This window comes from Fundicoccus sp. Sow4_H7 (assembly GCF_052115865.1).
Lineage (GTDB): Bacteria > Bacillota > Bacilli > Lactobacillales > Aerococcaceae > Fundicoccus_A.
This window is the reverse complement of record NZ_JBQKME010000006.1, coordinates 18,565-38,752: the sequence shown is the minus strand read 5'-3', so window position 1 is coordinate 38,752 and position 20,188 is coordinate 18,565. Positions and strand designations below refer to the sequence as shown.

The following is a 20,188-nucleotide window of genomic DNA, read 5'->3' as shown; positions in this document are numbered from 1 at the left end:
TCTGGTACAAGTTGTACCAGAAGATTTAAAACCTTTGTTACCGCACAAAAAAGCGGCAGCTGACGAAAATTGTAGCGCCGTCAGACTGCCGTTTTTTTAATAAATTGTTTTTGTTGCAGGGATATTTATTCAGAGGGGGTTGGGTCTTCGAGTTGAAGAACGGCCTCTGAGAGTGACTCAATTAGAAAGATACTAGGAATTTGGCTGCTAATATCCTCAAATCGATGCAAGGTTCTTCGCTCTACCCGGTAGTGAAGAACATGTTCAGACATTTTAGCGAGTGGACTTTCTGCTGCGCCTGTAATAGCAACCGTGGTAAAGTCACGTTTGGTTTTAAAGGCATTGGCGAGTTCCAACAACTCAGTTGTTGCGCCTGAAATGGACAGCATGACCACCACATTATTGGACGTATTTCTTAATTTAGCGAAAACAGGGTAGGTTGGGTCGGTCATTGCATAGGTATTGTAGCCTAACAAGGCAAAGCGACGCTCAGCGTACTGGCATATCGAACCAGATGAGCCGATGCCTACAAAAATAATATTTTCGCAATCGCGAATAAGTAAGGCGATTTGCCGAATTTTGGCGGCCAAATCATTGGGAAAGTTGTCCTTATCTAAAAAAGTCATGCCATCAAGTAAGTCATTGAGTTCTAATTTTGATGTTTGATAGTGCGAACGAAAGTCAGTAAAACTCTCATAGCCCAATTTACGTATAAAACGCATGACCGATGACGCTGAGGTATGCGATTCATCGGCAATTTCGCGAACACGCATGTAGGGTATTTTATTACTATTACTCGTCATAAAATCATAGATGTAACGTTCTGTTTCTGTTAAATCATTAAAATCAATATTGCCAAAAAACGCCAAATTGATTGTACCTCCTTAGTCTTTGAATTTAGTCTTTTTACCTAAATTCACAATCCCAATCATGGTCATTAATCATCCCGATTGCTTGTAAATAAGAATAGACGGTCACACTGCCTAAAAAATTAAAGCCTGCTTGCTTAAGGATGGCTGTCACTTGATCACTTAAATCTGACGAAGCTTTCATGGGTTCATTTTTAAAACGAAAGACCGTCTCACCATTGGTGAAATGCCAGATAAAGGCATTAAAACTTCCCCACTCTGCTTGAAGGCCTAAAAAGGCTTTGGCATTTTGGATGGCCGCTTCAATTTTTTTACGGTGGCGAATGATGCCTGCATCATCCATTAAACGTAAAATATCGGCCTCATTATAGCGAGCAATCAGTTGATAATCATAATCATCGAAGGCTTTGGCAAAATTCTCTTCTTTAGATAAGACAAGTTGCCAAGATAGGCCGATATGAAACATTTCAAGAATTAACCATTTAAATAATTGGCGGTCGTTATGTTCCGGCTTCCCCCATACATGATCATGGTAATCAACGTAGAAATCAGGTTTGTCTTGAATCCATTCACAACGTTTCATTATCTTTTCCAAAATGGCTTTTTCTTCGCCGGTTTGACATCGACATCCTCTTCTTTTTCAATGCTGCTTAAATCAAAGTCGTATTGATCTACCGGATCAGTCCATTCATCTTCTTTTAACTCTTCCTCATAGGTTAAGCCAAGATCTTCCAAAGCTTTGTCAATATCCTTCGTTTGTTTCAATAAGAAATCTTCATCTTTTAATGCCATTGATAACACTCCTTGTTTTTTCCTGTTCTAATTTTCAACTTAATTTAATATTAGCAATAAAATTAAAAAAACAAAATTAATTTCCTTCGTTAAAATGATAAAGGCAATATACTCACGAACCAATGCATATGGCCAAAGCAATAGCGGAGAACTTGAACCAATAAAATGAGCGGTTATTAACTGTTTCCAAGCAAAAAAATGGGCGCGAAGCAGATGGAATTTACTAGTAATAATGGTGATGGATTGCTTAATATTCATATCATCCATAATTTGCTTAATAAAAGCAAAGTTTTCATTCGTATTTTTTGCTTGTGACTCCACAATGATATTTTTTGCTGGGATCCCTTTTTGAATCAAATACTGAGCCATATAGTCGGCCTCGCTCAATCGTGAATGGCTCGCTTTTCCCCCCGTCACAATGAATTGTATCGGTTGGTCGACCAAAGGGCTATATTTATGATAGTAGTTATAGCCATAATCCAAGCGCTCCTTCAAAATACTCGGTATTTCTCCTTCACTGGTCACTTCACTGCCTAAAATAACAATCAAACTACTCGGTTTCTTTTGGGGCCAGAAATGAATCACAAAAATCAATAAATAATAACTAATAAATAATATCGTAAAGTACAAGGCAATGGTGCTATATAAATTGAAAAAGTAGGTATAATCAATGGTCCTAATGTTAATAATGATCCAAAGCGTATACAAAAGAAAAACTGTTAAAGATAAAATCATTAAAATATTGATGACACGATTCCATAATGGCAGGGGTTTTTGTTGTCTCAAAGTATAGATCATTAAAAGCATAATCAGCAAAATAAAAACGGGCATAACCATAATAATGACCGTACTAATAATCATAAAAAAATAGCGAATAATAAATATCGGTGTCCAATTACTGGATTGATACACGGCTAAAATTAAACTCACAACCCCATAAATAACAAACACAATTGGTTGTAGATAGGGACGACGGTAATACCAAGCAAAGACTGCTAGCATGGCGAACGCCCCACTAATAAGGTACAGCATCGCCCACTCCTCTCTGTTTAACTCCTAGTCAATTTCATGGTAAGCTTGATAGACATCTTGCTTACGCAAAGCTTGATTTTTGGCGACTTGTTTAATCGCATCTTTTGCAGACAAGCCTAAATCTGCCATTAACTGCTCTACCTGTTCCTTTAAAGGTAGGTCGCTATTAATCATAGCTTCTTCAGTCACAAGATTCCCCATACCTTCAACTAAAAGAACAATTTCACCTTTAACGTCATTGGCTTTAAAATACTCATGCAATTCCTCAAGATTGCCCCTTAAATATTCTTCATACTGCTTACTGATTTCACGGGCAACCACAACTTGGGTTTCTGACTTGAAAATTTTAAGCATTGCAGCAATTGTTTGTTTTAAACGATAAGGTGATTCATAAAAGATAGCTGTCTCCTCGCGAGTGCCTACTAAAGTTAACAACTCACGTTGTTCTTTGCCTTGTCTTGGAAAAAAGCCATAGTAAGTGAAGCGGTCTGTTGCCAAACCCGATGAAATCAAAGCCGTTAAAGCGGCATTGGCACCCGGTAAAGCTACAACAGCAATGCCCTCGACTAAAGCTGCTTGGACTAAAGGATGTCCAGGATCATTAATCAAAGGCATCCCTGCATCTGAAACCAAGGCGATCCTTTGCCCTTGCTGTAAGGACTCAATGTGACGGTCTACTTCCGTTGTCCGACTATGCTCATGAAAACTATATAATTTCGTCTGGATGTCAAAGTGATTCAACAATTTAATCGTTTGCCGAGTATCTTCTGCTAAAATATAGTCAACTTCTTTTAACATCCGCAAAGCCCGTAAGGTAATATCTTCCAAATTGCCAATCGGAGTCGGAACTAAATACAAAGCCCCACTCGTAGAGCTATTATTGCGATAACTCATCTGCTTTTGCATTCAATTCCTCCTCCTTTAAAAATTCTTCATTTAAAATAAATACCGCTGCCGCTGACAATTCTTTTACACCTTGCTGCTTTAAGTAAACTTCCTTGGCGCGGCGCTTTAATTGCTTAAACCGCCATTCAGCCCGCATCGCGGCTTGTTTTGTTGGCCAAGCCTCAGCATACAGTAAATGAACCGGACGGCGATGGCGACTTTTAGTATATTTTGCTCCTTTGCCTTCATTATGAGCTTGGAGTCGTTTTTTTAAATCATTGGTGTAACCTGCATACAAACTATGATCTTGACAATACAAGACATAAAAGTAATGTCCCTTATTCTCCAAAATAAATAGCCTTCATTTCTTTTGTATATTGATTATCCGCATCATGGACGACAATCGGCGGCAAAACCTTTACCCCTCGCTTGCCTCCGCGATAAATTGCTTCTACCAACATTCCATTCGCATTTTTTCCTTCTTTGGGATGGATAAATTGCAGCCTGTGGATGGAAAAATAATATTTATTGAGGGTTTCCATAATGTCATCTAGGCGGTTGGGGCGGTGGACAAAAAAGAGTTTACCTTTATCGCGCAAGAGTAGCGCGGCTTTAGCGACCCAATCTTCTAGGCTAAGATGGATTTCATGACGGGCAATGGCGTGGGATGTGATATGGTGGGCTTTTTCACTGTCCTCCACCAAGAAATAAGGTGGATTACAAGAGACGATGTCATATAAAGTTGCAGGTTTTTTTAGGTCTTTAATATCCATTTGCAGGATGTGAATTTGATGTTCGAGTTGGTTAAGGGCAACCGAGCGTTGTGCCATATCAACCAGTGAAGGCTGGATGTCAATGCCTTCAATGCTGTTGTTGGTTTTGTGGCTTAGCAATAAAGGGATCACCCCATTGCCAGTACAAAAATCAATGATCCGTTGCGGTTTGCTTTTGGCGACATTTATAAAATCAGCCAACAGTATCGCATCGACAGAAAAAGTAAAATAATCCCGGCTTTGAATAATTTGTAATTGTTCTCGAATTAATTCATCAATCCGTTCATTTTCTTTTAAACTGATATTTGCCATTGAAGATTGCGTCATTGCCTTTAACTCCTTAATTCTTTGCTGTTGTTTTATTTAGTCTACTTGGAGTGAGTCAAGAACCGCTTGGCAGAACATACACTCTTCGCCTGTTTGCCGTCTTGAACCAAAATAAGGGTGGCAAACATGGATATGATCATTATAAAAACTTTGTAGACGTTCACGTCCATTTTTCGCTTTTTGTTCACTACTTTCAGTTGTATCTGTTTGTGTAGCATTTTCTTCATTGCCTGACTCGGTCACCAGTGAGAGTAGGGTATCATTTTGGATACGCAATTGATTATTTTCTTCGTTTAAGCGATTAATCATGCGTTTTAATTCCGTCATGGAATCTTTTAATTTATTTTGTTCGGTTTCAATGTGTTGTAATAATAATTGAAGTTCAGATTGTTCCACTAGCGACACCTCCTTCATAAAAAACTTAACGCCAATCGCAGTGACTCACCGCAATCCCTTCAAATGCTAGCTGGCCACTGACATTCGCCATCACTTGTTGTTTAGCGGTTAAAAAACCTTGGTTGAGTTCTAAAATATATTTGATATTGGGTTGCACTTTTTGGATGACTTCATCTAACCATTTAAAACTTTCTTGGTCTTGGTTTATAGCTAAACCTTGTTGTTTTTTGAGTAAATAATGGTTGAGTAGCATTAAATAATCGAGACCATCTTGAGCCTGTTGGTTGGATAAATAATCCCTTAAATGGCTTTGAACCACAACAAAAGCTTGCGGCTGCCGTGCCATTAATGCTTGATAAAAATAATTAAGCCCTTTAATCCACCGATCAAAAGACTCTACTTGGTAACCTTCTACCCATCGTTCCAATGCATCTGTCGCAAGTTGAACAATAATATTGGCATGCGGTTTGGTCACACCTGCTTCCAATAATCGTTCCATCCGACTCGACTTAGCCGCTTTAGCGAAATGCCAATTTTGAACACGGGATTGAATGGTTGGTAATAAGGAATCCAAAGCCTGTGTATATAAAATAATATAGACATTGGCAAAAGGCTCTTCTAAAAATTTTAACAAAGCATTCGCCGCTGCTGGATTCATGGTTTCTGCCTGACGAATCACCGCCACCTTAAAGTTTGACTCTAGCGGACTTTTGCTAAGCCAATCCTTAAGTTCGCGAATTTGATCCACTCGCGTCGTACGCCCGTCTGGGTCTAAAGTAAATAAATCTGTAAATTGCTGGTCGGCAATTTTTTGACAAAAGCGACAAGCCTGACAAGGTCGGCCTTCCTCTTCGAAATGAGGACAAGCCAACCCTTGTACAAGATATGTTGTCACTAAGACTTTGTCGTCAAATGCTTCGCCTGTAAAAGCATAAGCATGCGCTATCTGATTTTGAGCAATCAGTTCGTTGATATGTTCTTTATATTGATCAACACTTGCTAGCATAAAAATCACACATTAGAAGCGGTGAAATTGATCAATTGGTAAGACAAAGACAGTTGCACCGCCAACTTCAACTTTTACTGGGTAAGAAGCTGAAACATCTAAGCTCACGTCTAAATTCACTGGTGAAGAAACATATTGTGCTCTTGCTTTAGATGATTGTTTAATAATATCTAAAACTTCTTCCACACGGTCGTCTTCAATTCCGACTAAGAAAGTAGTATTCCCAGCTCGTAAAAAGCCACCTGTTGAACTTAATTTTGTGGCACGGATATTGGACTCATAAAAAGCATTACTTAGGATATTCTGGTCTTGATCTTGAACAATAGCAATAATTAATTTCATGATAATTCCCCCTATTATTTAAATAATTTGATGTTTTTCAAGTTCTTTTATACAATCGGCCACAACAGCGTCGATTGCCTGCTCACCATTGATGAGCACTATGCGGTCTTCTTCTTTTTCAAACGCTAGAAAAGCATTACGTACTAGATTATGGAAATCCAAGCCTTCTTGATCTAAGCGGTCAAATTGACGTTGGTTTTTCGCGGTATAAATGCGTTCTAAACCAACTTCAGCCGGAACGTCTATCAGTAAAGTTAAATCCGGCAAATAATCTTCAATTGCAAAATGGTTTATTGCCCAAATATCTGCCGTTGGAATATTGCGCGCAATCCCTTGATAAGCTAACGAGCTATCAATAAAACGATCGCAAATCACTAACTTGCCTTCATCTAAAGCCGGAATGACTTTTTCGACTAAATGTTGCCTTCTGGCAGCCGCATAAAGTAAGGCTTCTGTTCTGGCATCCATGGCTGTATTTTCCACGTCTAAAATAACATGTCTAATTTGTTCTGAAATCGCACTCCCACCAGGTTCACGCGTTGTGAATATATGGTTGAATCCACGATCCTGTAATTTCTCAACTAACTTTTTAATTACCGTTGTCTTACCAGCTCCATCTGGCCCTTCAATGGTAACAAATTTGCCTGTCTGCATCCTATTTCCTCTCAAGCCTTCGTTAAATTTCTCTTCTACCTTCAATGGCACGGTATAATGTCATCTCATCTGCATATTCAATATCGCTACCTACTGATAAACCATGAGCTAAACGGGTGACCTTAATCCCTGCTGGTTTAAGTAGCCTCGCAAGATACATGGCCGTTGCTTCCCCTTCAGCGGTAGCATTGGTTGCAATAATCACTTCTTGAATCGTCTCATCGTGCAAACGATTGATTAACTGCGGAACATTTAAATCTTCCGGCCCAATCCCTTCCATCGGTGACAAGACACCATTTAGCACATGATACACACCACGATACTCTTGCATTCTTTCAAGCGACATGACATCTCGAGCATCTTCTACGACTAAAACAACCGATTGATCGCGACTTTCATCTTGGCAAATTTGACAAGGGTTGGTATCAGAGATATTTCCACAAATATCACACACCGTTAAATCACGTTTAATATTGATTAAAGCTTGAGCAAATTCTGTCACATCAGTTTCTTGCATTTCGATAACATAAAACGCTAATCGAGCAGCGGTTTTTGCTCCAATACCAGGTAATTTTGTAAAACTATTAATTAATTTTGCGATTGGCGCAGGATACTGCATCTTTCAACGCTTCTTTCTATTGATATTTATTAAAAGGGTAAGTTTAACCCTTGGGTGTATTTGCCTAGACGTGTTGCGGTTGTTTCGTCAACTTTGTTAATCACATCATTCACGGTCGCAATCACTAAATCTTGTAACATTTCAATATCATCTGGATCAACTAAATCCGGTGCAATCTCAAGTTCCACAATCTCTTTTTTACCGGTCATCTTCACCGTTACTAATTGATTGGTATCACTCGCCTCAAAAACAGTTGCTTCAATTTCAGCCTGTTCTCTCTCCATATCTTTTTGCATTTTCTGCATTTTTTGCATCATACCTTGCATATTTCCCATACTACCCATTCCACGCATGTTTTCTTCACTCCTTTAAATAAATAACGCTGCTGGTTGATTAATGTTCTTTTAATATTCTTCTTATTTATACTCTATGATAACATTTATCCACTTTTCACTCAAATAAGAGGCTGAAGCTATTCTCAGCTTAGCGGTCGTAAAAAATATTGATATTTTCTGAACCAAAGAGGTCTTGAGCATGCTTTATGACATCGGGAATTTCTTCCTCAAAGCGTGTCGCTTCGTCCATGTCTTCTTGGTAGCGGTCGTAGTCTGTTGAATCTACGACTTCAGTGTCCTCGCTAGTAGCTGAAGACGAGGGCGAGGCCGCAATCTGCTCGCTCGCTTGCGGAATTAAGTCCTGCATGCTAGCTATTTCTTCTTGGTTAGTTGTTTCTACGATTGGCTCTTGATCGTCATCATCTTCTTCCAACGATTCGATCGGAATCGGCTGATTGTTATTTTGTTCACGCAAAATCTTATAATTTTGCCTTGTCCGACCCCATTCTCTTTCTAAGATCACTTCAAATAAATATCTCTGCCCGGTTAATTCTTCTAAGTTGTTTTGCACAAGTTGACGCAATTCAGAATCACTTTGGAAAGCACCCGCAAATTGCTCATTTTCAAAACTCACTAAAACATGCGTTGGACTGGCTGCAATCGGCTGGCTATTGCTTAATTTCGCTCGCTCGATAGGTGTAATTTGATTAAGCGCATTGGTCCACTGCGCTTTCGTCGTCTGTAAATCCTTTCGTGTCGCTTCATTTAAAATCGTATACACACGGTTAATTCGCAGATTATAGGCCATATTTTTACGTTTTGGTCGCTTGCGAGGAGTCAGTTCAATTTCTTGAGGGCTTTCTTCTTCTTCGGCTTGGCTTTGGCTGGCTTCATTAATCGGAGTTACTTTTTGGACCTGCTGGCTTTGTTGATTGGCAGAAATCCGCTGTTCTTGTCCTTGCAATTGCGCTTGAATAAACGCAATCTGCTCTTCCAACTCTTGTATCCGATCTTGTAAGGTCTGAACTTGCGAAGACGGCTGGTTCGATGTTGGTTTAGCCTGTATCTCCGGTTCATTTTGCGCCAACTGAATCGTAGTCACTTCTAAATAAATATCCGGTTGATTCGAAAACCGCATTTGATTTTGGGCTTGATTAAGCTGATCAATCATACGGTAATAATAATCTGTCGGTATTTCATTGCGGATGGTATCCAATTCTTCTTGTGTTAAGAGGGTATGGTTGGTTTTAGAAAATTTCGTTAATAACATATCCCGACTAAATAAAATTAACTCTTCAATAAAACGGCTAGCTTGCTTGCCACTTTGTAGCTCTTCTTCCACAAGAAGGATAGCTTTGTTACTATCTTGTTGATAAATAGCTAAAATATAGTCGACGAAGGTTTGTTGGTTTAAACTTCCCGAAACGAGTAAAGCTGTCTCCGTACTTACCCGTTGTCGATTATATGAAATCGATTGGTCTAATAAACTTAAGCTATCACGCATCCCACCATGCGATGCCCGTGCAATAACAGCTAACGCTTCATTATCAAAATCTATCCCATCACTTTCCAAAATAAATGCCATTCTTCTGATCAAATCATTGTTTTGGATTCTTTGGAAATCAAAACGTTGCGTCCGCGAAATAATGGTTGCCGGAATTTTATGAGGTTCAGTCGTAGCTAAAACAAATATTACTTGCTCAGGTGGTTCTTCTAGGGTCTTGAGTAAGGCATTAAATGCTGCGGTGGTTAACATATGCACTTCATCGATGATATAAACTTTGTATTCCGCTTGTGTCGGTGCATAACGAACTTTATCTCTTAAGTCACGGATTTCTTCAACCCCGTTGTTACTCGCCGCATCAATTTCGTTCACATCGCTTAATTGCCCACTGGTAATGGCTTGGCAAAGTTCACATTCGTTACAAGGGTTACCGTCAACTTGATTGGGACAGTTGACAGCTTTAGCTAAAATTTTCGCCGCACTGGTTTTCCCTGTACCCCTTGGACCGGTGAACAAATAAGCATGGCTTAACTGTTGATTTTTGACAGCATTTTTAAGTGTTTCTGCAATCATATCTTGACCAACCATCTCATCAAAGGTTTGCGGTCGCCAAACACGGTAAAGGGCTTGATAACTCATGCTTATTCACTTCCTTTCATGTCATTTCTACTTATCCATTATAACGAAGAATATTATGACATGCTATTGAAATCTGAGAATCCATTAGAATCAGTTTGTTGGGGGATTTTTTTGTTGGAGTGTGTTGGGGTTAGTGATTATACAATTGGTGGCGGCTGGTTCGTCTATTTGGAAGCTGATTAGACAATTGGTGGCGGCTGGTTCGTCTATTCAGATGCTGATTAGACAGTTGGTGGGGGGAGTTTTGTCTATTTAGATTCTTTTCTGACGGGTAACGTGGCTGTTCACGTCAGAATGACCACAATACTTACGCGTAAGAACGACTTTCACGTCAGAAAGGCAGCGGTAGGCTAAAACAGGGTTGTAATAGAATAATGATGAGAGAGGATTTTGGATCTGACGAAATGAAGACTTTTTTCGTCTGATCGGATCGGAATCTGACGAACTGAATGCCGGTTTCCGTCTGATCGGATCTCAATCTGACGAAATGAATGCCGGTTTTCGTCTGATCAGCTCTCGATCTGACGGACCGAATGCCAGTTTCCGTCTAATCAGCTCTCGATCTGACGAACCGAATGCCAGTTTCCGTCTGATCAGCTCTGGTTCTGACGAAATGAATGCTGTTTTCCGTCTAATCAGCTCCCGTTTTGACGAAGAGCAGGTCTTTTAGTGTCTGATTCATTACTAGAACCCTATTCAAAAAATTATGTAAATTAGCACTACAAACAACCCCACCATAGACGTTGTCCAGACAAGGTTTATGGTGGGGTTGTAGCAGTGATATTTATTTGGGGGTTACCAGATAATCACGCGTTGGTCTTCTGGAAGGTACATTGGGTCGTCTGGTTGGATGTCAAAGGCTAGGTAAAATTCATCCATGCTTCGAGGTGCCATATTGGCTCGCAGTGGATTTGGCGAGTGGACGTCGATGGCAAGGAGCAGGGATAAGTATTGGTCACGGGCTTTTTGACACCAGATGCGGGCCCAGTTCATAAATAGGGCTGGCAAGTCAGCATCTGCTTCAAGCTTAGCGGCTTGAATGGCTGCGGTTAGGCCACCGCTGTCGGCGATATTTTCTGAAACGGTTAGTTTTCCGTTAACTTTACCGCCGTGGATTTCGATACCGTCCCACAATTCAATCATGGCTTGGGCTTTGTTTTCAAATTGTTGGAGGTCTTCTTGGGTCCACCAGTCATTTAAATTACCGCGCTCATCGAATTTAGCGCCATTATTATCGAAGGCATGAGAAATTTCGTGGGCGATAACGGCGCCAATTCCTCCATAATTTTCACTACGGCTCTGATCTAAGCTGTAAAATGGTGCTTGCAGGATTGCCGCAGGGAAACAAATTAAATTGGCACTTGGGTTGTAGTAAGCATTCACGGTATTCGCGCTCATTCCCCAACGCTTACGGTCAACGGGACCGTTCCAGCGATCGAATTCATCTTGGGCTTGTAAAGCCGCAAGGTCTAAAGTATTTTCAAAGAAAGATTTGTTTTCATCTACAATTAGTTTGGTGTAGATTTCAGGGTAATCATCAGGATAGCCGATTAAAATATCGATGGCATCCAGTTTTACAATGGCTTTTTCAATGGTTGCTTGTGAAAGCCAGTCATTGTTTTCAAGGCGTTCTTTGTACACTTCAATCATTTGCACAACCATTTCACGGACGTCTTCACGGGCTTCTGGACCAAAATATTTTTGTCCGTAGTAATTTCCAATGACTTGATCATACATGCCAATGGCCGTATAGTAAGCAGCTTTTGTTGCAGCTTGTGCTTTCGGGCTACCGGATAGAGCTAGGCCATATTGGGCACCCGCTTGGCGTAAGTCTTCAGACAATAAGCTTGTTGCACCATTCGCCGTTTTCACTAACATCCAAGCTTTTAGGTTTTCAAAGTTGTCAGCGGATAGTAGGTCTTTCAAAGCTTCGAAGTATTTAGGTTGTGTCACAATGACTTTATCCACTTCTTGATGAGTTAATTTATTAAATAATTGCTTAAAGCTAAAGGCATCAAGATAAGCTTCAACTTCGTCGATCGGTCTCGGATTATAAATAATTGAATAATCGGCTAATTCTTCTGCACTCATCACATGCGGTACAATCGCACGGTCAAAAGCTAAGGCTTTTTCTACTAATTCATTGGCAAAAGCCTCATCATAACCTTGCATGGTTAATACTTGTGTACTCATATCTTGGTAAACAGCTAATAATTGCTCTGCTGCAGGATTGCCTTCTTCATAGTAAGTGGTGTCGGGTAAAATGGTTGAGGCAACATCCATATACAAGGCATAAACATCCGTATTTTTCATATCGGACGAAATCATTAATGAAAAAGGTAGTGCTAAGCCTTTTAAAACCCACTCTGGAGCGAGGCTTTGTAAGTCAGATAAACTCCCCAGCGCTAAAATTCGATCTAAAAATCCTTTAAGCGGTTCACCGGCTAATTGATTTCGTTTTTCAAAATCCATGGCTTGCTGATAATATTTCACGAATTGCTCTTGTTCGGCATTGGTTAATTCAAGTTGGCCCGCAGCCATCTCTTTTGTATCTTTCATTAATAATTCTTCAATACCGTCTCTTAATGTAATAAAGCCCCCTGTCGAAGGTTTATCATCTGGAATTACGGCTTCTTCTAGCCAATTTTCATTAACGGCTAAATACAAATCCTCTTTAATTTTGTCATAGTTAACTGTCATTCAATCACTCCTTTGGTAAATTCTAACACTGTTTATTTTATTAATCTAGCAACCAACTGCTGTAAATCCGGAACAACTTCTTCCTCAAACCACGGATTCTTTTTCAACCAACGAATATTTAAGGGAGAAGGATGCACTAAAGGAAAATAACGAGGTAAATAATCCTGGTAATGGCGGACGGTTTCGGTCAAATTCTTTTGCCGATCTTTCCCTAAATATAGTTTCTGTGCATAACTGCCCGCTAGCAAAATGGTTTCGATATCTGGCATTTGTTCCAATAATAAAGGATGCCACTTTTCAGCAAAACCTTTTCGTGGCGGTAAATCACCCGACTTTCCTTTCCCCGGAAAATAAAAATCCATCGGCAATTGCGCAATATAAGGGGTATTGTAAAATAAGTCCCGATCAATCCCCATCCATTGCCGCAAGCGGTCTCCCGACAAATCATTCCAAAACAATTTAGAATCTTGCGCCTTTCTCCCTGGTGCTTGCCCAACAATCGCCAACCGCGCTTCCTTATGAACAAAATATAAGGGATCAATAGCTTGTTGTGTATAACTTACATTCATCTCATCAGCAATAATCGCTTGTTTAATCTCATCAAAATCCATCAACTATCAACCTTTCCTATCTTAGTAAAGTGGTAAGCCTAATTTCAAAACAACTTCATCAAAATCTTCCTGCCAAACATAAGACACTTCCCCGCGTAATGGAACTGGCTCAATCGCCTCACTAAATTCTCGTTTAATCATAATCTCATCATCATCCGTTTGATAACGCTCGTAAGCATGCACAGTTTGTTCTGCCTGATTCACTTCTAACATTAATCCAAAATCCCTCAAGTCTTCTGCAGCAAAAGGCGAGAATGGCTGATAAGCTTCGATCAAAGCTTCATCCACCTCAAAAATCAAGCGCTCAATGCCATCACGGCTCATAGATTCAGCCCCATCGATATACGGTAACAACTTCACAAAATAATTTTCAAACAAAGCATCACTATACGGCTCTTCAATCAAAACATAACGCCCCGCCATTATTTCCTCTAAGGTACCCAATTTATCATAAAAATCTTCTAAAGCCGTATCAAAAGTATTGACGACATCAAAGTCTTCCCCATAATAATAGCCCATATCCACCAAGCGGCTGTCCGGATAATAATAAGCATAACTTTCCGTTTCTTGACCAAAATCAAAAATCACCAGCAAAGCCCGCTGCTCACTATCCACCACATAATAATCCATCCCGTCAGCTATCTCATAAGACCGACTTTGCGACACATAAATTTGATAGGTCTCAAGTTCAGCCCAATCATCCAACAAACCATCTTGAGCCTGAACTTTTATCGGACCACCTAAAATAAATATCACTGCTAACAATAAAAATTGTCGCTTCACTAAAAATTCCCCTTTTCCACAAAGTTATGCACAAGAACAGATGTTTCTATCCACTTATCCACAAGAAACTGTGCATAAGTCTGAGGCTATGGTTTAAAACCGTGTATAAGTTGGTTATGTTTGTGATATTTATTGTACTATAAAATAATTATAACTGAAAAGAAACGATATCCTATGTTATAATTCAAGCGAGTTGAAAGGAGTGAAGGTAGATGGAACACGATTATTCACAATTAAATGGCAGTCCTGAAGAAATTGATGCTGTCAAAGACTTGTACGCAGGTCATGATGAACTCCCTTATATTTCGCCTAAACGCGATTTAGCAGACTACTTGGAAAAAATTACAGTAACTTCTGGACAAACGGTCCCTAAGCGTAATATGGTTCGCCTTGAAGAAGACTTGCTGCCGGGACATATAATTATTTTATGGCGGGTGCAATTTGGCACTTATACAAATAAAACGGTGATTTCAAAATATTTTGAATATGATTACGGTATCGATGCAAAATCCGATATTGAAATCTTAATTGATCGCGGTTATGTCCGTGAAATGTCTGCGAAAGAATCTTTAATTTATTTGACTGCTCAGATGTTGAAAAAATGGTTGAAGGAAAAAGGTGTCAAAGGTTATTCTAAATTAAGCAAAGACGAATTAATGGATGCTGTGCGCGAAGAATTTACCGAAGAAGAGCTGGCTGAAAAATACAGTGAGCGTGGTTATTCCTTGACTGATAGTGGCGAAGCAGTACTAGACAATCACCCTGAAGTGATTGATAAACACCCTAAGAAAAAATATTAAAAGTTGAAGCTATCCGCATTTTTTAGAGATGCGGGTATTTTTTGATTACCGAAGTTCAAACATTTGAACTTTATGCTTGATATTTATTAAAAGAGCTTTTATACTGGTCATAAGAGGTGATTTTATGCAGACCGTTCAACAACGGTTACAAGACGTAATGGCCCAGCGGCAGTTAAAGCAAGTGGATATTTTACGCTTGTCGCAGCCTTATCAGCAGGAGATGGGGATTTCAATGTCCAAAAGTCATTTGTCGCAGTATGTCAATGGCAAGTCGCAGCCTGATCAATATAAATTGTTATTGTTAGCGAAGACCTTAGATCTTGATCCAGCTTGGTTAATGGGCTACGAGGCCAGTGACGAGACGATTCCAGAGCAGATTTATAATATTAGCTTGACCTTAAATACTTACCATCAAGAAAAAGTGTTAGATTATGCACAATTGCAGCAAAATAACCAGCAACACGGCGACAGCTCGCAAGAAGGTCTGGATGAATCAACCTTATACCCTATTGAAACCGTAGAAGGGGTCGCAGCAGGGATTGGTTTTAGTTATGAAGATATGAACCGGACAGCCACTTATTATACCGATCGCAATGATTTTAAATCCTATAGTTTTGCTACCCGTGTATTTGGGGATTCCATGGCAGACTTGATTATGGACGGTGATATTGTGTTAATTCAACAAGGCTACGATAATCAATCGGGTGGTATTTATGCGGTCGATTATGATGGAAAATCTTTTTTAAAGAAAGTTTATTTAGAAGATAATCAATTTATTATGAAGTCGATTAATCCCAAGTACAAAGATATTATTATTGATTTACCTATTCCTGAAGGCACTTATCTAAATATTATCGGTAAAGTCGTTGATTGGTTTACGCCTAAAATTATTTATTGATTGAATGGGCTTTTGGGAAGATAAACAAAATTAAATGAGATTTTTTCTAATTATGGTTTGACATTTCTAATCCTATTGTTTAGAATACATGTAAATATTAATTTAAACGCTTTGACGTGGAAAGTAAATTTATGCGACAATCTTAGAGAGCTCACATTTGGTGCAAGTGGGTATTGGATGGTAAATTGAAAATGGCCACTGAGCGGTCACTACGAATGCGTGGCATAAGTGGTGAACGGCAGCAACCGTTAGCATTGCCCTAGTATTTCATATGTTTGTTGTATGCGTACTAGATGAGGTTATTTTAGTGATAAAATAACAAACAAAGGTGGTACCACGAAAGTTCAACTCTCGTCCTTAATCGTTTATTAAGGATGGGAGTTTTTTTATGTTTAAAAGGGGGAATGACTTCAATTAATTCGTTGTTGTTAGAAGGTTCTCGGAGATATTTATTTAAAAAAGGAGCTATTAAAATGAAAAAATTTGTTAAAAAATTATCGGTTGTTGCTTTATCAAGTGCGTTAGCGTTGGCGGGTCTTGGTCATGTTGCGGCTCAAGAAGCTGGCGAATTTGACGGACAAAGTCTAACGGTAGGTGTGGCGAGTGACTATGAGCAAGAAGTGTGGGATGTGGTGGTTGATTTAGCGGCTGAAGAAGGCATCGAAGTAGAAATTGTGTTGTTCACAGACTATGTTCAACCAAATATTGCTTTGCAAGATGGATCGGTTGACTTAAATGCTTTCCAACATATTACGTTCTTGAACGAATGGAACGAAGCAAATGACGGTGATTTAACGCCTTTAGGTTTCACTTATGTAGCGCCTTTACGTGCTTATTCTGATTCCATTACTTCATTGGATGAATTACAAGATAGCGATGTGATTGCGATTCCAAATGACCCAACTAATGGTGGTCGTGCCTTATTAGCTTTAGAGCAAGCGGGTGTGATTGAAGTGGATGATGCCGCTGGCATTTTACCAACGGTAGATGATGTGACAGCCAATGACTTAAACTTAGTGTTTGAAGAATTAGAAGCTGCTCAATTACCAAATGTTTTACCAGACGTTGCGGCAGCATTTATTAACAACAACTTTGCTTTAGACTTTGGTTTAACAGTCGACAATGCGATTTTCTCAGATGGTGACGATCTTGAATCATTAGCGGCGGACTATAAAAATGTTATCGCAACCCGTGCGGCAGATGTTGACAATCCTTTATACCAACACATTGTTGAGTTATATCAATCAGATGCTGTTGCCGATAAATTAGCAGAAGTTTCACAAGGTGCGGACTTACCTGCCTGGACAGAAGAAGATGCCTATCCATTGGATTTAAGTGAAAATACAGAAGAAAGTGCAGATAGCGAAGAAGAAGACAGCGATGAAAGTGCTGAGTAATTTTTAGAAAACCTCCTAAATAAATATCCCCTTCTGGACACGACAGTGAAAGTGCTGTGTTCAGGAGGGGGTTTTTTGTATATAACTTTAAAAGTGGTATTTTTTTGTTAATAAAAATTTGGCAGGTGTTGAAATTTTAGCATAAAAAATGGCACATGGTTTTACGACTTATAGCTGCTGTCTTCCGACCCTGACTCGATTCATCGCTCCACCATTGCCTAGTTAACATTATAGCATAAGTGGGATAAAATGCAAATTGGATTTAACGGCAGCCATTGAGATGTTGAGAAATTAATCTCATGGGATTGAACGAGTTTAATACTTTAGCTTCGTTGAACCAACGAGTTTAATTCATTCCCCTCGTTCTATCAATCAGTAAATATAACTACAATTCCGCCTGATAATCCGCATAAGCCTTCAACAACACCGGCATGACTTTCTCCTCATAGGCTGGATAGTTAGCATCAACCAAAGCAGCGACGGTTTTAGAAGACTTTACAAACAAATCGACCACCAAAAACATGGCTTGCCAGACGGCTTCTTCTGATTGCATATTAAAACTAGCCATAATTTCCGCCCACACATCATCTGCTAGATACTCAGGTAAAAATTTGTAATTTTTACCGATACTTCGATTAAAGCCGTGTTCAAATCCAACTTGCCAACTTAGCATTCGAAACAGTTCTTGTCGTAAAATCTCATTTAAATGATCCATGGCAAACAGGACTTCATGTCGCAACAAGCCTTTTGCAACATAAGTGGTTACCCACCAAAATTCATTACAACAATCATCAAATTCTGCTGCATTTGGCTGTTTCAAATGAAAATGACGTGGATCTGCCTGTACTTTTGCATCTAACAACTGATCCTTATCCACCAACACCGTCGCCAAAGCTTCTGACTCGATATAACGGTCCAAGTCAGCCACTGTGTTCAAGGTTAAATCCATTTTCTGTCCATCTTCAAATAAAATCAAATAGGAAAAGCCAAATTCTCCAGCAGGATACAAAGTCATCGCATCGGGCTTTTGCACAATTAAACGCGGACCAAAATAATCTAACCAAGACTCGTCATCAATCCAAGCTGGCAAGTTATCCACAAAAAATGTCACGTCAAAATCCTGATAGGCATCTACCTTAATCTCCGAATTCATCCGTGACCCTTCCATAGCAAATATCCGAATATCGTCATTGTTGTCAACAAAAGCATACAACTGCGCCATCATTTCCTCAGTCGTTCGCATCATCCACTTCCTTTCACCGCTCATCCTTATGCATAGCAAGCTGTGCATAAGTCACTAGCAGAGATATTTATTTTTTGGATTTGTTCCGTTGGCGTAAGGCTTTAAAAAAGTTTTTGAGCATTAAACTGCTTTCGGCAGCTAAAATACCTGCGGTCACTTCAGGTTGATGATTAAAACGGTCATCCGCCAGCAAATTCATCAAAGATCCGGCGCAACCTGCTTTGGGATCGCTAGCTCCGTAGACAACCCTGCTAATGCGCGACATAATCATCGCACCAGCGCACATAGGGCAAGGCTCAAGCGTCACATACAAAGTCGCCCCTTCCAAACGCCAAGCATCAAGGGCTTCATTGGCTGCTTGAATCGCCACAATTTCAGCATGGGCCAAAGCTGCTCGATTGACCTCACGCAAATTATAACCTGTCGCAATCAGCTCGCCATCTTTTACAATCACAGCTCCTATTGGCACTTCCCCAATCGCCGCCGCCTTCGAGGCCTCTTCCAACGCGCGTTGCATCCAAAATTCATCTTCTTGGCGCATATGGCACCCCTTTTCTTTCATGATATTTATTATTTTATCACTTCATTTGCCTTTCGAGAATGCCAAAGGCATGTTAAACTAATTTTAAGTGTAGAAAGGATGACCCGCATGTACCTGTCATTGAAAAAAATTTACCCCAATCTGCTTTTAAACCCCCTCAAAACCCAAATAAATACCACTGATTTTTTCCATTTGCTGATCAATGGTGATGATATTTATATTCCAGTGGATGACATTAGCGAAAATGAACAAGCTTTGTTGTTGTTAATGCTAGAAAAAGAAGCAGTAACGACTACTGAAGCTTATCCTGAATCCTTATCGCCTTGGAGTCGCTTTTTGCTGGGCCAATCAGTTGATATTCCAGCGAATGCTGACTATGTTCGTTGGTTGCATATCGATTTTCAGTCATTGCCGCAAAATTTTGATTTTTCTCTTTGGATGGATACTTTAAACGAAGCTATACCAGCGATTATCGCAACGATTCCTGCAACTGAACGTCGCCTAACGCTCGTTCTGTCGATGGATGAGTCTGACGCCAGTTTGACGGAAGACTTGCCTGCTATTTTACAAACCTTAGATTCAGATTTTGATTTGATTACAAAAGGCTTGATTGGGCAAACTTATCCTGTAAATAATCAATTGCCTGAATTGTATCAATTGGAAGTAGATTTCTTTGAAAAAGCATTGAAAAATGATTATGTTCAACAATTTTCGACCTTACCCATTACATTGTTGCACATGATGGGCCGTAGTTTTTACGAAGAACAGCCATTGTTACGCCGTATCCAACATACGATTGTGACACATCCCGATTATATTAGTACGATTACAAAGTTATTTGAGAACCAAGGCAACTTATCTCAGACAGCGGAGCAATTATTTATTCATCGTAATACTTTGACCTACCGCATGAATAAGTTTTACAAAGAGACCGGATTTAATTTGCAGCATTTGCCGGATTTGATCTTGTGTTATTTGGCGATTTAAACATACAAAAAACCGACTGTTTTTTATTAAAACAGCCGGTTTTTTGTATGTTTTT

Annotated in this window: 23 protein-coding genes, 1 other RNA gene and 1 other annotated feature; of the genes, 4 read left to right on the top strand and 20 right to left on the bottom strand. The window is 39.6% G+C overall.

Going from position 1 to position 20,188, the window contains the following annotated elements; genetic code table 11:
- Positions 1-125 precede the first annotated feature (125 nt).
- The 17 genes from ACTQ54_RS07210 to ACTQ54_RS07130 all read right to left on the bottom strand — a co-directional run bounded on the left by ACTQ54_RS07210 (position 126) and on the right by ACTQ54_RS07130 (position 14,267).
- The gene (locus ACTQ54_RS07210; RefSeq protein ID WP_441755479.1) at positions 126-869 is read right to left on the bottom strand and encodes a MurR/RpiR family transcriptional regulator; all 744 of its coding nucleotides are present in this window, start codon (positions 867-869) and stop codon (positions 126-128) included.
- A 37-nt stretch (positions 870-906) separates the two neighbouring features.
- Positions 907-1,452, bottom strand: coding sequence for a DNA-3-methyladenine glycosylase I (locus ACTQ54_RS07205; protein WP_441755478.1), 546 nt, complete (start codon positions 1,450-1,452; stop codon positions 907-909).
- Positions 1,452-1,661 (bottom strand): hypothetical protein, encoded by a 210-nt coding sequence (locus ACTQ54_RS07200; RefSeq protein ID WP_441755476.1) that lies wholly within the window; start codon positions 1,659-1,661, stop codon positions 1,452-1,454. The genes ACTQ54_RS07205 and ACTQ54_RS07200 overlap by 1 nt, the downstream gene beginning before the upstream one ends.
- Positions 1,662-1,700: 39 nt before the next feature.
- Positions 1,701-2,693 carry a YdcF family protein gene (locus tag ACTQ54_RS07195; protein WP_441755475.1) on the bottom strand — a complete coding sequence of 331 codons (993 nt, stop codon included), beginning with the start codon at positions 2,691-2,693 and terminating at the stop codon, positions 1,701-1,703.
- Positions 2,694-2,717: 24 nt separating this feature from the next.
- The gene (gene rsmI, locus ACTQ54_RS07190; RefSeq protein ID WP_441755473.1) at positions 2,718-3,599 is read right to left on the bottom strand and encodes a 16S rRNA (cytidine(1402)-2'-O)-methyltransferase; all 882 of its coding nucleotides are present in this window, start codon (positions 3,597-3,599) and stop codon (positions 2,718-2,720) included.
- Positions 3,571-3,927 carry a GIY-YIG nuclease family protein gene (locus ACTQ54_RS07185; RefSeq protein WP_441755471.1) on the bottom strand — a complete coding sequence of 119 codons (357 nt, stop codon included), beginning with the start codon at positions 3,925-3,927 and terminating at the stop codon, positions 3,571-3,573. The genes rsmI and ACTQ54_RS07185 overlap by 29 nt, the downstream gene beginning before the upstream one ends.
- Entirely contained in the window at positions 3,917-4,678 is a 762-nt protein-coding gene (locus ACTQ54_RS07180; protein WP_441755469.1) for a tRNA1(Val) (adenine(37)-N6)-methyltransferase, read from the bottom strand. Before ACTQ54_RS07180 ends, ACTQ54_RS07185 begins: the two co-directional genes overlap by 11 nt.
- A gap of 36 nt (positions 4,679-4,714) precedes the next feature.
- Positions 4,715-5,074: an initiation control protein YabA gene (locus ACTQ54_RS07175; RefSeq protein ID WP_441755467.1), complete on the bottom strand. Its 360-nt coding sequence runs from the start codon at positions 5,072-5,074 to the stop codon at positions 4,715-4,717.
- 25 nt (positions 5,075-5,099) lie between these two features.
- Positions 5,100-6,080 (bottom strand): hypothetical protein, encoded by a 981-nt coding sequence (locus ACTQ54_RS07170; RefSeq protein ID WP_441755465.1) that lies wholly within the window; start codon positions 6,078-6,080, stop codon positions 5,100-5,102.
- A 12-nt stretch (positions 6,081-6,092) separates the two neighbouring features.
- A complete protein-coding gene (locus ACTQ54_RS07165; RefSeq protein WP_441755463.1) occupies positions 6,093-6,422 on the bottom strand; it encodes a cyclic-di-AMP receptor in 330 nt (109 codons plus the stop codon).
- An 18-nt stretch (positions 6,423-6,440) separates the two neighbouring features.
- Positions 6,441-7,076, bottom strand: a complete 636-nt coding sequence (gene tmk / locus ACTQ54_RS07160; RefSeq protein WP_441755462.1) for a dTMP kinase — start codon at positions 7,074-7,076, stop codon at positions 6,441-6,443.
- 22 nt (positions 7,077-7,098) lie between these two features.
- Positions 7,099-7,695, bottom strand: a complete 597-nt coding sequence (gene recR, locus ACTQ54_RS07155; RefSeq protein WP_441755460.1) for a recombination mediator RecR — start codon at positions 7,693-7,695, stop codon at positions 7,099-7,101.
- Positions 7,696-7,724: 29 nt separating this feature from the next.
- Complete coding sequence (locus ACTQ54_RS07150; protein WP_441755673.1) at positions 7,725-8,039, bottom strand: YbaB/EbfC family nucleoid-associated protein; 315 nt, start codon at positions 8,037-8,039, stop codon at positions 7,725-7,727.
- Positions 8,040-8,178: 139 nt separating this feature from the next.
- Positions 8,179-10,173, bottom strand: a complete 1,995-nt coding sequence (gene dnaX / locus ACTQ54_RS07145) for a DNA polymerase III subunit gamma/tau (RefSeq protein ID WP_441755458.1) — start codon at positions 10,171-10,173, stop codon at positions 8,179-8,181.
- Between the two features lie 795 nt (positions 10,174-10,968).
- The gene (locus ACTQ54_RS07140) at positions 10,969-12,873 is read right to left on the bottom strand and encodes a M13 family metallopeptidase (protein WP_441755456.1); all 1,905 of its coding nucleotides are present in this window, start codon (positions 12,871-12,873) and stop codon (positions 10,969-10,971) included.
- Between the two features lie 32 nt (positions 12,874-12,905).
- Positions 12,906-13,487 (bottom strand): uracil-DNA glycosylase family protein, encoded by a 582-nt coding sequence (locus ACTQ54_RS07135; protein ID WP_441755454.1) that lies wholly within the window; start codon positions 13,485-13,487, stop codon positions 12,906-12,908.
- An 18-nt stretch (positions 13,488-13,505) separates the two neighbouring features.
- Entirely contained in the window at positions 13,506-14,267 is a 762-nt protein-coding gene (locus ACTQ54_RS07130) for a hypothetical protein (RefSeq protein WP_441755452.1), read from the bottom strand.
- A 212-nt stretch (positions 14,268-14,479) separates the two neighbouring features.
- Between ACTQ54_RS07130 and ACTQ54_RS07125 the strand changes: the two genes are divergently transcribed.
- From ACTQ54_RS07125 to ACTQ54_RS07115, 3 genes are all read left to right on the top strand, one after another.
- The gene (locus ACTQ54_RS07125) at positions 14,480-15,067 is read left to right on the top strand and encodes a hypothetical protein (protein WP_441755450.1); all 588 of its coding nucleotides are present in this window, start codon (positions 14,480-14,482) and stop codon (positions 15,065-15,067) included.
- Between the two features lie 124 nt (positions 15,068-15,191).
- On the top strand, positions 15,192-15,965 hold the full coding sequence (locus ACTQ54_RS07120; RefSeq protein ID WP_441755448.1) for a S24 family peptidase: 774 nt from the start codon (positions 15,192-15,194) through the stop codon (positions 15,963-15,965).
- Between the two features lie 102 nt (positions 15,966-16,067).
- Positions 16,068-16,327 (top strand) — a binding site (T-box leader).
- A 111-nt stretch (positions 16,328-16,438) separates the two neighbouring features.
- The gene (locus ACTQ54_RS07115; protein WP_441755446.1) at positions 16,439-17,362 is read left to right on the top strand and encodes a MetQ/NlpA family ABC transporter substrate-binding protein; all 924 of its coding nucleotides are present in this window, start codon (positions 16,439-16,441) and stop codon (positions 17,360-17,362) included.
- 131 nt (positions 17,363-17,493) lie between these two features.
- Here ACTQ54_RS07115 and ffs read toward each other — a convergent pair.
- The 3 genes from ffs to tadA form a co-directional block, all read right to left on the bottom strand.
- Positions 17,494-17,593, bottom strand: an RNA gene (ffs, locus tag ACTQ54_RS07110) — signal recognition particle sRNA small type.
- Between the two features lie 154 nt (positions 17,594-17,747).
- Positions 17,748-18,605, bottom strand: a complete 858-nt coding sequence (locus ACTQ54_RS07105; RefSeq protein ID WP_441755444.1) for an aminoglycoside 6-adenylyltransferase — start codon at positions 18,603-18,605, stop codon at positions 17,748-17,750.
- A 67-nt stretch (positions 18,606-18,672) separates the two neighbouring features.
- Positions 18,673-19,146 carry a tRNA adenosine(34) deaminase TadA gene (tadA, locus tag ACTQ54_RS07100; RefSeq protein ID WP_441755442.1) on the bottom strand — a complete coding sequence of 158 codons (474 nt, stop codon included), beginning with the start codon at positions 19,144-19,146 and terminating at the stop codon, positions 18,673-18,675.
- Positions 19,147-19,254: 108 nt separating this feature from the next.
- Between tadA and ACTQ54_RS07095 the strand changes: the two genes are divergently transcribed.
- Positions 19,255-20,133, top strand: a complete 879-nt coding sequence (locus tag ACTQ54_RS07095; RefSeq protein WP_441755441.1) for a PucR family transcriptional regulator — start codon at positions 19,255-19,257, stop codon at positions 20,131-20,133.
- Positions 20,134-20,188: the final 55 nt, after the last annotated feature.